The organism is Ideonella sp. B508-1, assembly GCF_000333615.1.
GTDB lineage: Bacteria > Pseudomonadota > Gammaproteobacteria > Burkholderiales > Burkholderiaceae_C > Ideonella.
Genome location: NZ_BADL01000147.1, coordinates 1 through 13,320 on the forward strand (window position 1 = coordinate 1; position 13,320 = coordinate 13,320).

Consider the following 13,320-nt stretch of genomic DNA (forward strand, 5'->3'; position numbering starts at 1 on the left):
ATAGGTGCTGTCGAGCTGGCTGACGCTGTGCCGCTCCTCGGGCGGCTGACGCAGCACGATGCCGATCAGCCGATCCTTCTCGCGGTACTGGCCGATGGTGCGGCCGCTGTACAGCGTCTGCGTGGCCTGGGCGATGGACTGGCTGGTCACGCCCAGGGCGCGGGCCTTGTCTTGGTCCACCGACAGGCGCACCGCGCGCACCGGCTCGTTCCAGTTGTCGTTCACCCCGCGCATGCGGGCGTCCGCTCGCATCAGGGCCTTGACCTCATCGGCCCAGTGGCGCACGGCCTGGGTGTCGTCCCCCAGCACGCGGAACTGGACCGGGTAGGCCACCGGCGGCCCGTTGGGAAGCAGCTTGACCCGCCCCCGCACCTCCGGGAACTCGGTGGCCAGCAGTTCGGGCAGACGCTTGCGCAGCGCCTCACGGGCCGCCAGATCCTTGCTCAGCAGGATGAACTGGCTGACATTGGTCTGCGGGAAGATCTCATCGAGCGGCAGGTAGAAGCGCGGCACGCCACGGCCCACCCACTCGGCCACGGACGCCAGCCCCTGCTCCTGCAGCATGCGCTGTTCGAAGCGACGGGCCACGCGCTCGCTGTCCTGGATGGTCGAGCCCTCGGGCAGCCACAGTTCCACCAGGATCTCCGGCCGGCTGGAATCGGGGAAGAACTGCTGCTGCACCCGCCCCATGCCCGCCACCCCCAGCGCAAACACCAGCACCGTGATACCGATGGTCCACCAGCGGTGACCGACACACCAGTTCACCGCAGCGCGAAAGCGGTTGTAGAAGGGCGTGTCGAAGAGCTCGTGTTCGCCCCCCCCGGCATGGACGGCCTTGGTGCGCAGCAACCAGGCCCCCAGGTAGGGCACGAAATAGACAGACACCACCCAGGAGATGACCAGGGCCGCCGCGGTCACCGCGAACATCGCGAAGGTGTATTCGCCCACGGTGGACTTGGCCATGCCGATGGGCAGGAAACCGGTGGCGGTGATCAGGGTGCCGGTCAGCATCGGCATCGAGGTCACCTCGTAGGCATGGGTGGCGGCGTGCAGGCGGTCGTAGCCCTCCTCCAGCTTGCGCACCATCATCTCGACCGCGATGATCGCGTCATCCACCAGCAGGCCCAGCGCCACGATCAGCGAACCCAGCGAGATCTTGTGCAGGCCCACGCCCCAATAGAACATGGTGACGAAGGTGATGGCCAGCACCAGCGGGATGGTGATGGCCACCACCAAGCCCGGCCAGACATCAATGCGCAGCGGCCGGGTGTGCAGCCCCAGGCTCAGAAAGCTCACCGCCAGCACCACCACCACCGCCTCGATCAGCACATGGACGAACTCGTTGATCGAGTGGCTCACGGCCTCGGGCTGGTTCTGGATCTGCCCCAGCGTCACCCCCACCGGCAACTCGGCCTGAATGGCCTTGACTTCCTTCTGCAGCGCCTCGCCCAGCGCGATGATGTCCCCGCCCTTGGCCATCGAGACGCCCAGCGCCACCACCGGGTGGCCCTGGAAGCGCACCAGGGTGGTCGGTGGGTCCACATAGCCTCGGTGGATGTCGGCGATGTCCCCCAGCTTGATCGTGCTGGCCGCGCCCGTCGTCGGGTTGACCGCCCGGATGGGCATCTGGCGCAGCGCATCGATGGAATCCAGCGCGCCCTGCACCCGGATCTGCACATTGCGGCTGCCGGTGTCCACCACACCGGCCGCTTCCACGGCGTTCTGCGCATTGAGCTGGGAGACCACCTGGTTCATGTCCAACCCCAGCTGCGCCAGGCGCCGCGCGGAGATCTCGACCTTCACCTCCTCGGTCTGCACGCCAAACAACGCCACCTTGGCCACGCTGGGCACCCGCAGCAGACGCGAGCGCACGTTCTCGGCGAACACCCGCAACTCCTCGTCCGAGAAGCCATCGGCCGAGAGCGCGAAGATGGAGCCGTAGACATCCCCGAAGTCGTCGTTGAAGTACGGACCCTGAACGCCCGAGGGCAGCGTGGGCGCCATGTCGCCGATGCGTTTGCGCACCTGGTACCAGGCCTCGTTGACATCCTTGGGCGGCGTCGATTCCTTCACCTGGAACAGGGTCAGCGACTCGCCCGGCTTGGTGTAGCTGCGGATGGTGTCCGCGTAAGGCACTTCCTGCAGGGTGCGCTCGATCTTGTCGGTCACCTGCTCGGCCACCTGCTGGGCGGTGGCCCCCGACCAGTAGGCCTGCACCACCATGGCCCGGAAGGTGAAGGGCGGGTCCTCGTCCTGCCCCAGCTGGAAGTAGGCGAACAGGCCCAGCACCATCAGCACCACCATCAGGTAGCGCGTCAGGGGCGCATGCTCCAGCGCCCAGCGGGAGACATTGAAGCGCTCGCGGCGCGGCTCTTGCGTCGGTTCCATCGTGTGTCCCGCCTCTGATCAGCGGGAAGCCGCCATCGCGGGCGGTGCCACGAAGCGCTTGACGACCTGCCCCGGTGCGAGCAGGTGGGTGCCAGCGGTCACCACCTCGTCGCCAGGCTTCAGGCCGGAGACCACGATCACTTCAGCACCTTCCGTGCGAGCCACCTTCACCGGCTGCAGGCGCACGCTCATCGAGGCCCCATCCAGCAACCACACGGTGTCCTGTCCGTTCTGGCTGAACAAGGCCGTCAGGGGCAGGCGAATGACCCCGGACTCCTGGGCCCGGGGCAGCGATACCGTGGCGGTGCGGCCCAGCCTCAGCTTGGCGGCACCGACATCGACCTTGGCCAGGAAGGTGCGCGTGACCGGATCGGCCGCCGCGGCCACCTCCCGCAGGGTGGCGGGCCAGTGCTCATCGCCACCCCAGGCCGTCACGCTCACCGCACCCGGACGCCCCAGCAGCGCCCGGGCCGCATCCACCTGGGTCTCCGGCAGGGCAAAGACCGCATCCCGCGGGCCTTCCTGCGCCAAGCGCAGCACCGGCGTTCCGGCGGCCACCACCTGCCCCGGCTCCGCCGACACGGCGGTGATCACCCCGGCGGCGTCCGCGCGCAGCGCGGCGTAATCCGCCTGGTGGCGCTGGACCTGGTTCTGGGCGCGGGCCTGGTCCCATTGGGCACGGGCCGACTTCTCCGCCGTCTGGTAGCGCTCCAGCTCGGCCGCGCCGATGAAGCCCTGGGCATACAGCGCCTGGAAGCGCTGCAGATTGGCTGCGGCCAGGTCCAGGTTGGTCCGCGCCGCGGCTTCGGCCGCCTGCGCAGAGGCCTGGCCCAGTTGCAGATCCTGCGCATCCAGGCGGGCCAGGACCTGACCGGGCTTCACCGATTGACCCAGCTCGACCAAGCGCTCCACCAGCTTGCCCCCCACGCGGAAGCCGAGATCGGACTCGGTGCGGGCGCGGATCTCGGCGGCATAGTCCACCTGCGGCCGGGCGTCCGCCTGACCCAGCTTCAGCGTGCGCACCGCCCGCACGGGCTCGGGAGCCGCGGGCTTGGGCGCACAGGCCACGAAAAGCGTTGCACAGAGTGCCGTCATCACGAGCAGGCCTGGGCGAAACGGAAGATTCGTCATGAAGGAGGAACGGGAGACCCGTCAGTTAATGACCGACCGGTCAGTAATGTAGGCAAGCCCGCTCGGAACGTCAATCCACCATCGTGCGCACCAGGCTCCGGCACTGCGGCGACAATCCCGCGCCGTGAGCGTCGAACACTACGAGAACTTCCCGGTGGCCTCCTGGCTGTGTCCAGCAGCCCTGCGCCCGCCCATCACGGCCATCTACTGGTTCGCCCGTTGCGCCGACGATCTGGCCGACGAGGGCGACGCCCCTGCCGCGCAGCGCCTGTCGGATCTGGCGGCATACCGTGTCGAACTCCGCAAGGCCGCCGAGGGGCAGCCCCCTGCGTCGCGCTGGGCGCATGTCTTCACACCACTGGCCCAGCAGATCCGCGCACACGACCTGCCCCTGCCCCTGCTGGACGACCTGCTGCAGGCCTTCGTTCGCGATGTGCCCAACCCGCGCTACGCCGATCGCCCGGCCCTGCTCGACTACTGCCGCCAGTCGGCCAATCCGGTCGGGCGCCTGCTGCTGCATCTGCATGGCATCACGGCCCCGGACGCCCTGGCGCAGTCTGACGCGATCTGCAGCGCACTGCAGCTGATCAACTTCTGGCAGGACCTGAGCGTGGACCTGCCCCGCGGGCGTTGCTACCTGACGGACGAAGACCTGGCCGCCCACGGACTGGACGCCCACCAGCTACCCCGTACAGACACGCCGGCCAGCCAGGCGCTGGTCGCGGATCTCTGCACCTGGGCCCAGGACATGATGTGGCGCGGTGCCCCGCTGGTCCATCGGCTGCCGGGCCGATCGGGCTGGGAATTGCGCCTGGTGGTGCATGGCGGGCTGCGCATTCTGGAGAAAATCGGGGCCATGCAGCATCGCAGCCTCTCAAGACGCCCCACGCTCGGCCCTGCCGACCTGGCCTTCATGGCCTGGCGCAGCCTGTGGATGCCCCGCCAGACCCCGTCCGTCCAGCCATGACGCCCCAGCAGTACGTCGAGCAGAAGGCCGCGGCCAGCGGCTCATCCTTCTACTACGCCTTTCTCTTCCTGCCTCCGGAGCGTCGCGCCGCCATCACGGCCTTCTACGCCTTCTGCCGCGAGGTGGACGACGTGGTGGACGAGGTGCACGACCCCAGCGTGGCCGCGGCCAAGCTGGCCTGGTGGCGGCGCGAGGTGCAGCAGGCCTTTGCGGGCCAACCCAGCCACCCGGCGATGCAGGCCCTGATCCCCCTGGCCCCGACCTACGGGATCACTGCCGATCATCTGGACCAGGTGATCCAGGGCTGCGAGATGGACCTGAGCCAGACCCGCTACTTGGACTATGCCGGCCTGCAGCGCTACTGCCACCTGGTGGCTGGCGTGGTGGGCGAGGTGGCCTGCAACATCTTCGGCCGCACGCAGGAGGCCACAGTGCGCTATGCCCACACCCTGGGCCTGGCCCTGCAACTCACCAACATCATCCGCGACGTGGGCGACGATGCCCGGCGCGGCCGCATCTACCTGCCCATCGAGGACCTGCAGCGCTTCGACGTCAAGGCCCATGAACTGCTCAAGCGGGAATCGCCCTGGGGCTACAGCGAGCGCTTCCAGGCCCTGATGCGCTTCCAGGCCGAGCGGGCCCACCGCTGCTATGACGAGGCCCTGGCCCTGCTGCCGGAGGTCGACCGCAAGGCGCAGAAGCCCGGGCTGATGATGGCCAACATTTACCACGACCTGCTGCGCGAGATCGAGCGAGGCGGCTTTCAGGTGCTGCACCAGCGCATCTCGCTGACGCCGCTGCGCAAGCTGTGGATTGCCGCGCGAACGCAGTGGCGCGGGCGATGAGCCACCCGCCCCCGCTGCGGCGCCTGGCCGTGGTCGGTGCCGGCTGGGCCGGCTTGTCGGCGGCGGTGCAGGCCACCCGGGCTGGCCACCAGGTCGTGCTGTTCGACATGGCCGGTCAGGCCGGCGGGCGCGCCCGCAGCGCGGCCCAGGGCCCGCTGATGCTGGACAACGGCCAGCACATCCTGATCGGCGCCTACCGCGACACCCTGGCGCTGATGCGTCAGGTCGGGGTGGACGTCGATCAGAGCCTGTGGCGTCAGCCGCTCTCCCTGGTGTCGCCGCGTGGCACCGGCTTGCGTCTGCCGGGGGGACCGGCCATTCCCGCCTTTGTGCGGGGCGTGCTGGGGTGGACGGACCTGCCCTGGCGTGCGCGGCTGGCACTGCTGACTCAGGCGGTGCGCTGGCGGCTGGGTGGCTTTCGCGCCCCCGCGGACTGGAGCGTGGCCCGCCTTTGCGAGGGCCTGCCGCAAGTCGCCTTCGACGCACTGATCGACCCGCTGTGCGTGGCCGCGCTGAACACCCCGGGCCGGGAGGCCAGCGCCCAGGTGCTGCTGACGGTGCTGAAAGAGGCGCTGTTCGGTCCTCCCGGCGGCGCCGACCTGCTGCTGCCACGCCGTCCACTGCAGGAGCTGCTGCCCATGCCCGCACTGACATGGCTTCGGGCCCAGGGGGCCGTCTGGCAGCCGGGTCATCGGGTACAGCAGCTGACACCCTTGTCCGGCGGCTGGCAGGTGGATGGCGAAGCCGTTGACGCCGTGGTGCTGGCCTGCTCTGCCACCGAAGCGGCCCGCCTGCTGGCCCAGCAGGCCCCCGCGTGGGCGACGGTGGCCGCCGCCCTGCCCTACCAGCCCATCATCACGGTCTGGTTGCGCCACCCCGGTGTGCGGTGGCCGCAGGCCATGATGGCCTTCCCGGCAGACGCCAGCCCCGGCCTGGCGGCCCCGGCCCAGTTCGGCTTCGACCTGGGCCGCCTCGGTCTGGCGCCCGACACCTTTGCCCTGGTCATCAGCGGTGCGGCCGACTGGGTGGAGCACGGCACCGAGCAAACCGTGCACGCCTTGCGCCAACAGCTGCAGCAGGCCTTCTCGGGCAGTCCGCTGGCCTGGCAGGACGCCCAGGTGTCGGTCGTCGCCGTGCGCACCGAAAAGCGGGCCACCTTCGCCTGCACACCCGGCCTGCGCCGCCCGTCGGCCACCCCATTGCCCGGCTTGGCGGTGGCCGGTGACTATGTGGCCGGGCCCTTTCCCGCCACGCTGGAAGGCGCGGTGCGCAGTGGACGGCTGGCCGTCGAAGCCCTGCTGCAAGCCTGATCGGACCGCATTTGTTTTTGCTGCAGCGCAACACTGGCGTCGTTTGACCGTTTCGCCATATAAAATTCGCACCTCTCTTGGTCGGATTGCCATGCAAAAGAAAGACCCGCAGACCCCGAGCATCCAGGTTCTCTCCCGTGCGTTCGCCTTGCTCGACGTGCTGGCTTCGCAACAGGACCCCGTGCCGCTGAAGGACCTCAGCGAGCGCACGGGTCTGCACCCCTCCACCGCCCACCGCATCCTCAATGACCTGGCCGCCGGTCGGCTGGTCGATCGACCCGAGGCGGGCACCTACCGCCTGGGCATGCGCCTGCTGGAGCTGGGCAACCTGGTCAAGGCCCGGCTGGACGTGCGCGAGGCCGCCATCGGCCCGATGCGCGAACTCAACCGCTTCACCAACCAGCCGGTGAACCTGTCGGTGCGCCAGGGTGACGAGATCGTCTACATCGAGCGGACCTACAGCGAACGTTCCGGCATGCAGGTGGTGCGTGCGGTGGGCGGGCGGGCACCGTTGCACCTCACCTCCGTGGGCAAGCTGTTCCTGGCCTACGAAGAACCCCAACGGGTGCGCAGCTACGCCACCCGCACCGGCCTGAGCGGCCACACCCGCAACAGCCTGACCACCCTGCCCGCCCTGGAACGCGAACTGAGCCAGGTGCGCCGCCTGGCCGTGGCCCGCGACGACGAAGAACTGGAGCTCGGCGTGCGCTGCATGGCCGCTGGCATCTTCGACGACCAGGGCAAGCTGGTGGCCGGCCTGTCGATTTCCGCGCCCAGCGACCGCCTGGAAGAGTCCTGGATGGACCGGGTCAAAGCCACCGCGGCGCAAATCTCGGCCGCGCTGGGCTACCGCGGTCCGGCAGCCCCCGCCACCGCCTGAGGCGGCTTCCCGTTCACCCTGCCCATCAAGCAAAAAGGCAGCCCGTGAGGCTGCCTTTTGTGGGGCCGAGAGCGGCGAAGGCGCTCAGCTCGTCGGCTTGAGCTTGCTGTCCAACGTGCCGATCGGCGTGGGCGATGTCGTGGCAGAAGTGGTCGGATGATTGCTCAGCAGCCACTTGCGGATGCGCTCGGCATCGGCAATGCGCGAGTACTTGCCGGCCGAGTCGAGCAGCACCATGATCAGCTTGCGCCCAGCCAGCTTGGTCTGCATCACCATGCATTGGCCGGCTTCGGTGATGTAGCCGGTCTTCTGCACGACGATGTCCCAATCCGGGCTCCTCACCAGCCGGTTGGTGGTGTGGTACTGCAGTTGACGCGAGCCCACCTCGACCTGGTACTCCGGCGAGGTCGACAGCTCACGGATCAGGGGCACCTGCGCCGCCGCCTTCACCAGCACCGCCAGATCCTGTGCGCTGGATTGGTTCTGGCTGGACAGACCGGTCGGCTCCACATAACGGGTGTCATGCATGCCCAGTTGGCGGGCCTTGGCGTTCATCGCCGCCACGAAGGACGAGATACCGCCGGGATAGGCGTGGCCCAGCGCGCTGGCCGCACGGTTCTCGGACGACATCAGCGCCAGATGCAGCATCTCGCCACGGGTCAGCTTGGTGCCCACGCGCAGACGTGAGGAACTCATCTTCTCGGTGTCGACATCGTCCTGCGAGATGGTGATCGTCTCGTCCATCGGCAGATGGGCTTCGGTCACCACCATGGCCGTCATCAGCTTGGTGATGGAGGCGATGGGCAGCACGGCCTGGGAGTTCTTGTTCAGCAGGACCTCGTTGGTGTCCTGGTCCAGCACATAGGCCACGCTGCTGCGCAGGGCCAGCGGATCCTCGGTGTGGTGCAGGCCGTACATCTCGCCGAAGGAGCGCACGCCAGGGCTGAACGACGCCGGCTCCACCGCCTTGCGGGTGGTGGCCACGACCTTGGTGGTCCGGGGCGCCTTCTGGGCGGACGCGGAGGCGGTGCGTGTGCGGGGCTTGCTGCTGGCGGCAGCCGATTTGCCAGACTTGCCTGAAGATGCGGCCGACGTCTTCTTGGCCTTGGCGCTCGCGCCCTTGCTGCTGGCACTTGCCTTGGCAGACGTGCTGGCCGCCGCCTTGCGGTGGGAAGCATCCTTGGCTTCCCCGGCCCACACCTGGGATGCGGTCACCGAAGCCAGCAGGCAACAGGCCACCAAGCACGCCTTGCGAAATTTCATCTTCATTCCTCGCGTCGCCTCTCGCGATCCAACGTCCTCAACGGTGCGCCAACCCGCACAGGCATGACCAAAGTCATTCTTACGGAAGAATTATCCTCCCGAAGAAGCCGGCGGCGCAATGAAAAAGACATGCAAGACACGTACTTGCACGTCTTTTTTCAAGTGCGGGCGCTGGTCACCCCTGGGCGGGGACGCGCTCGACGCCGGCGTGCAGCTTGCTCAACGCGGACAGGTAGGCCTTGGCTGACGCCACGACGATGTCCGGATCGGAGCCGACGCCATTGACGATGCGACCACCCAACTGCAGACGGAATGTCACCTCGCCCTGGGATTCTGTGCTGCCCGAGGTGATGGCATTGACGGAATAGAGCACCATCTCCGCACCACTTTGGACCTTGGACTCGATCGCCTTGAGGGTCGCATCCACCGGCCCGTTGCCGTCGCTCTCGACCACCACCTCTTCGCCCCCGACCATAAGCACGACACGTGCCTGCGGACGCTCGCCGGTTTCGGAGTGCTGGGACAGCGAGACGAAGCGGTAGTGATCCGGCTCGGCGGCGCGGGCACTGTCACCCACCAGGGCGATGATGTCCTCGTCGAAGATCTCGCTCTTGCGGTCAGCCAGGTCCTTGAAGCGGGCGAAGGCGGCGTTCAGATCGGCTTCCGAAGCGACGTCCACCCCCAGTTCCTGCAGGCGCTGCTTGAAGGCGTTGCGGCCCGAAAGTTTGCCCAGCACCAGCTTGTTGGCGGCCCAGCCCACATCTTCGGCCCGCATGATCTCGTAGGTGTCACGCGCCTTGAGCACGCCGTCCTGGTGGATGCCGGAGGCATGGGCGAAGGCGTTCGCGCCGACCACGGCCTTGTTGGGCTGCACCACGAAGCCGGTGGTCTGGCTGACCAGGCGCGAGGCCGGCACGATCTGCGAAGTGTCGATGCCCACCTCCAGGCCGAAGTAGTCCCGTCGGGTCTTGACCGCCATGACCACCTCTTCCAGCGAACAGTTGCCCGCCCGCTCGCCCAGGCCGTTGATCGTGCACTCCACTTGGCGAGCGCCACCGATCTTCACACCGGCCAGCGAATTGGCCACCGCCATGCCCAGGTCGTTGTGGCAGTGCACCGACCAGATGGCCTTGTCGGAGTTGGGCACCTTCTCGCGCAGCTGGCGGATGAAGTTGCCGTACAACTCGGGGATGGCGTAGCCCACGGTGTCGGGGATGTTGATGGTGGTGGCACCTTCGGCAATCACCGTCTCCACCACGCGGGCCAGGAAGTCCAGGTCCGAGCGATAGCCGTCCTCCGCCGAGAACTCGATGTCGCCACACAGGTTGCGGGCAAAGCGCACCGACAGACGGGCCTGTTCCAGCACCTCTTCCGGCGACATCCGCAGCTTCTTCTCCATGTGCAGCGGGCTGGTGGCGATGAAGGTGTGGATGCGACTGCGGGCGGCACCGGCCAGCGCCTCGGCGGCCCGGCTGATGTCGCGGTCGTTGGCGCGGGCCAGCGAGCACACGGTGGACTCCTTGATCTGGCCGGCGATCGCGCGCACAGCTTCGAAGTCGCCGTTGGAGGCCGCCGCAAAGCCCGCTTCGATCACGTCCACGCGCAGACGCTCCAGGTGGCGGGCGATGCGCACCTTCTCCTCGCGGGTCATCGAGGCACCGGGAGACTGCTCACCGTCGCGCAGGGTGGTGTCGAAAATGATGAGCTTGTCGGTCATGCGGGAATCTCCTGGAACGCGGTGGCAGCCGGGGCGGCGGCACGGGGGAAGCGACGGTCAAAGGTCATGGACATCTCCGGGGAGGTGCACGCAGCCGGAGGACAAAGAAAAACGGCCCGCTGCGATGCGCTGGCGGGCCGTGATCCGAAAAATGGTTCGGTGAACTTCGATGGACGTGTTCGATCAGCGTGCCCGCAGACTGGCTAGGGGCAGCGATAGCAGCGGAGTGCGGGCCATCACGGTCGAGTTCATGGTTTGAGTATACCGTCTCAGTGCAGCCCGCGCTCGTCGGGTTCATCCTTGGACGTCGAGATCACGCTCACCGGTTTGCCCTTCAGGCGCTTGTAGCCATAGACCACGTAGCCGGACACACCGTACACGCAGAACAGCGCGAACAGCACGATGGGCGGGTGGATGGTGATGACGGCGAAGGCCAGCGCGATCAGCACGATCACGATGAAGGGCACGCTGCGCTTGAGGCTGATGTCCTTGAAGCTGTAGAAGGGCACGTTGGTGACCATGGTCAGCCCGGCGTAGAGCGCAAAGGCAAAGGCCGTCCAGGTCAGGGCCGGCGAGCCCACCACGTCCTTGACGCCGTGGTCGTCGACCACCCAGATGAAGCCCACCACCATGGCCGCCGCGGCCGGACTGGGCATGCCCTGGAAGAAGCGCTTGTCGACGATGCCGATGTTGGTGTTGAAGCGGGCCAGGCGCAGGGCCGCGCAGGCGCAATACACGAAGGCGGCAATCCAGCCGGCCTTGCCCAGGCCCTTCAGGGCCCACTCATAGACGATCAGCGCCGGTGCCGCACCAAAGCACACCATGTCGGACAGGCTGTCCATCTGCTCGCCGAAGGCGCTCTGGGTGTTGGTCATGCGGGCCACGCGACCGTCCAGGCTGTCGAGCACCGCAGCGCAGAAGATGCCCACGGCCGCCATGTCGAAGCGGGCGTTCATGGCCATCACGACGGCATAGAAGCCGCCGAAGAGCGCGCCCAGGGTGAAGAGATTCGGGAGGATGTAGATGCCACGACGCCGACGGCGCGGCGGCATGTCGTCCAGGTCCTGGTCATCGTCGTCCAGGGCGTCCGGAACGTTCGGGGTCAAATCGGTCATAAGGGGAAAGGATAACTCAGCGCCCGGCCCCGGCACGGCCAGAAACGACACGGGCCGCCCGAAGGCGGCCCGCTGGTCGAGAACGGTGACCCCGGGGCCACCGTCCGCGATCAGTTGCGGCTCTTGTCGACCAGCTTGTTGGCCTTGATCCAGGGCATCATGGCGCGCAGCTTCTCACCCACCACCTCGATCTGGTGCTCGGCGGTCAGGCGGCGGCGCGAGGTCAGCGTCGGAGCGCCGGCCTTGTTTTCCAGGATGAAACTCTTGGCGTATTCACCGGTCTGGATGTCCTTCAGGCACTGACGCATCGCGTTCTTGGTGTCTTCGGTCACCACGCGCGGGCCGGTCACGTACTCGCCATACTCGGCGTTGTTCGAGATCGAGTAGTTCATGTTGCCAATGCCGCCTTCATAGATCAGGTCGACGATCAGCTTGAGCTCGTGCAGGCACTCGAAGTAGGCCATCTCGGGCGCGTAACCGGCTTCGGTCAGCGTCTCGAAGCCGGCCTTGATCAGCTCGACGGCACCACCGCACAGCACGGCCTGCTCACCGAACAGGTCGGTCTCGGTCTCTTCACGGAAGGTGGTCTCGATGATGCCGGCCTTGCCGCCACCGTTGGCCACGGCGTAGCTCAGGGCCAGATCACGCGCCTTGCCGGTCTTGTCGGCGTAGACGGCGATCAGGTGCGGCACGCCGCCGCCCTGGGCATAGGTGCCACGCACGGTGTGGCCGGGGGCCTTGGGGGCCACCATCCAGACGTCCACGTCCTCGCGCGGCACGACCTGGTTGTAGTGCACGTTGAAGCCGTGAGCGAAGGCCAGCGAGGCGCCGGGCTTCAGGTTGGGAGCGACCTGGCTGTTGTACACGTCGGCGATCTGCTCGTCGGGCAGCAGGATCATCACGACATCGGCGGTCTTCACCGCGTCGGCGATCTCGGCCACCTTCAGCCCGGCGTTTTCAGCCTTGCTCCAGGAGGCGCCGCCCTTGCGCAGGCCGACGGTGACCTTCACGCCGCTGTCGTTCAGGTTCAGCGCGTGGGCGTGGCCTTGCGAGCCGTAGCCGATGATGGTGACGTTCTTGCCCTTGATGAGGGAGAGGTCGGCGTCCTTGTCGTAGTAAACCTTCATGGGATGTCTCTTCTTCGGTTGAAGTCTGGTCAGATAGCGGGATGGAGCGATCGCGGGGATCAGACGCGCAGGATGCGCTCGCCGCGACCGATCCCGCTGGAGCCGGTGCGCACGGTTTCGAGGATGGCGGTGCGGTCGATCGCCTCGATGAAGGCGTCGAGCTTGCCGGCATCCCCGGTCAATTCGATGGTGTAGCTTTTCTCGGTCACGTCGATGATGCGGCCGCGGAAGATGTCGGCCATGCGCTTCATCTCCTCGCGTTCCTTGCCCACGGCGCGGACCTTGATCAGCATGAGCTCGCGCTCGGTGTAGTGGCCTTCGGTCAGGTCCACGACCTTGACCACGTCCACCAGACGGTTCAGGTGCTTGGTGATCTGCTCGATCACCTCGTCGGAACCGGTGGTGACCACCGTCATGCGCGACAGCGACGGATCTTCCGTCGGCGCCACGGTGAGGCTCTCGATGTTGTAGCCGCGGGCAGAAAACAGCGCCACCACGCGGGACAGGGCACCGGGCTCGTTCTCGAGCAACACGGCGATGATGTGTTTCATGTGCAGTCTCCTGACGCGCTCTTCAG

The 13,320-nt window shown here is 67.3% G+C and carries 11 protein-coding genes; 4 read left to right on the forward strand and 7 right to left on the reverse strand.

Features of this window, described 5'->3' with window-relative positions:
- A partial coding sequence (locus tag I73_RS06540) for an efflux RND transporter permease subunit (RefSeq protein ID WP_022979874.1) occupies positions 1 to 2,388 on the reverse strand: 2,388 nt, incomplete at its 3' end.
- Positions 2,389 to 2,406: 18 nt separating this feature from the next.
- On the reverse strand, positions 2,407 to 3,483 hold the full coding sequence (locus I73_RS06545; protein ID WP_234409431.1) for an efflux RND transporter periplasmic adaptor subunit: 1,077 nt from the start codon (positions 3,481 to 3,483) through the stop codon (positions 2,407 to 2,409).
- Between the two features lie 160 nt (positions 3,484 to 3,643).
- On the opposite strand from I73_RS06545, the gene hpnC reads away from it, so the two are divergent.
- The 4 genes from hpnC to I73_RS06565 all read left to right on the forward strand — a co-directional run bounded on the left by hpnC (position 3,644) and on the right by I73_RS06565 (position 7,521).
- Positions 3,644 to 4,486: a squalene synthase HpnC gene (hpnC, locus tag I73_RS06550; RefSeq protein ID WP_022979876.1), complete on the forward strand. Its 843-nt coding sequence runs from the start codon at positions 3,644 to 3,646 to the stop codon at positions 4,484 to 4,486.
- Positions 4,483 to 5,331 carry a presqualene diphosphate synthase HpnD gene (gene hpnD, locus I73_RS06555; protein WP_022979877.1) on the forward strand — a complete coding sequence of 283 codons (849 nt, stop codon included), beginning with the start codon at positions 4,483 to 4,485 and terminating at the stop codon, positions 5,329 to 5,331. Before hpnC ends, hpnD begins: the two co-directional genes overlap by 4 nt.
- A complete protein-coding gene (gene hpnE / locus I73_RS06560; protein WP_022979878.1) occupies positions 5,328 to 6,641 on the forward strand; it encodes a hydroxysqualene dehydroxylase HpnE in 1,314 nt (437 codons plus the stop codon). The genes hpnD and hpnE overlap by 4 nt, the downstream gene beginning before the upstream one ends.
- Positions 6,642 to 6,732: 91 nt before the next feature.
- Positions 6,733 to 7,521 (forward strand): IclR family transcriptional regulator, encoded by a 789-nt coding sequence (locus I73_RS06565; RefSeq protein ID WP_022979879.1) that lies wholly within the window; start codon positions 6,733 to 6,735, stop codon positions 7,519 to 7,521.
- Between the two features lie 84 nt (positions 7,522 to 7,605).
- On the opposite strand, the gene pbpG is transcribed toward I73_RS06565, so the two are convergent.
- The 5 genes from pbpG to ilvN all read right to left on the reverse strand — a co-directional run bounded on the left by pbpG (position 7,606) and on the right by ilvN (position 13,294).
- Positions 7,606 to 8,790, reverse strand: a complete 1,185-nt coding sequence (gene pbpG / locus I73_RS26380; RefSeq protein ID WP_022979880.1) for a D-alanyl-D-alanine endopeptidase — start codon at positions 8,788 to 8,790, stop codon at positions 7,606 to 7,608.
- Between the two features lie 169 nt (positions 8,791 to 8,959).
- The gene (locus I73_RS06575) at positions 8,960 to 10,501 is read right to left on the reverse strand and encodes a 2-isopropylmalate synthase (RefSeq protein WP_022979881.1); all 1,542 of its coding nucleotides are present in this window, start codon (positions 10,499 to 10,501) and stop codon (positions 8,960 to 8,962) included.
- 269 nt (positions 10,502 to 10,770) lie between these two features.
- A complete protein-coding gene (gene pssA, locus I73_RS06580; RefSeq protein WP_234409433.1) occupies positions 10,771 to 11,553 on the reverse strand; it encodes a CDP-diacylglycerol--serine O-phosphatidyltransferase in 783 nt (260 codons plus the stop codon).
- A 173-nt stretch (positions 11,554 to 11,726) separates the two neighbouring features.
- Positions 11,727 to 12,743 carry a ketol-acid reductoisomerase gene (gene ilvC / locus I73_RS06585; RefSeq protein ID WP_022979883.1) on the reverse strand — a complete coding sequence of 339 codons (1,017 nt, stop codon included), beginning with the start codon at positions 12,741 to 12,743 and terminating at the stop codon, positions 11,727 to 11,729.
- A gap of 59 nt (positions 12,744 to 12,802) precedes the next feature.
- Positions 12,803 to 13,294 (reverse strand): acetolactate synthase small subunit, encoded by a 492-nt coding sequence (gene ilvN / locus I73_RS06590; protein ID WP_022979884.1) that lies wholly within the window; start codon positions 13,292 to 13,294, stop codon positions 12,803 to 12,805.
- Positions 13,295 to 13,320: the final 26 nt, after the last annotated feature.

What these genes read in the sequence shown, in the direction of transcription:
- pbpG (WP_022979880.1), bottom strand. Translation starts at nt 8,790, where the DNA reads ATGAAGATGAAATTTCGCAAGGCGTGCTTGGTGGCCTGTTGCCTGCTG.
- hpnE (WP_022979878.1), top strand. Translation starts at nt 5,328, where the DNA reads ATGAGCCACCCGCCCCCGCTGCGGCGCCTGGCCGTGGTCGGTGCCGGC.
- pssA (WP_234409433.1), bottom strand. Translation starts at nt 11,553, where the DNA reads ATGCCGCCGCGCCGTCGGCGTCGTGGCATCTACATCCTCCCGAATCTC.
- I73_RS06575 (WP_022979881.1), bottom strand. Translation starts at nt 10,501, where the DNA reads ATGACCGACAAGCTCATCATTTTCGACACCACCCTGCGCGACGGTGAG.
- ilvC (WP_022979883.1), bottom strand. Translation starts at nt 12,743, where the DNA reads ATGAAGGTTTACTACGACAAGGACGCCGACCTCTCCCTCATCAAGGGC.
- ilvN (WP_022979884.1), bottom strand. Translation starts at nt 13,294, where the DNA reads ATGAAACACATCATCGCCGTGTTGCTCGAGAACGAGCCCGGTGCCCTG.
- I73_RS06545 (WP_234409431.1), bottom strand. Translation starts at nt 3,483, where the DNA reads ATGACGGCACTCTGTGCAACGCTTTTCGTGGCCTGTGCGCCCAAGCCC.
- hpnD (WP_022979877.1), top strand. Translation starts at nt 4,483, where the DNA reads ATGACGCCCCAGCAGTACGTCGAGCAGAAGGCCGCGGCCAGCGGCTCA.
- I73_RS06565 (WP_022979879.1), top strand. Translation starts at nt 6,733, where the DNA reads ATGCAAAAGAAAGACCCGCAGACCCCGAGCATCCAGGTTCTCTCCCGT.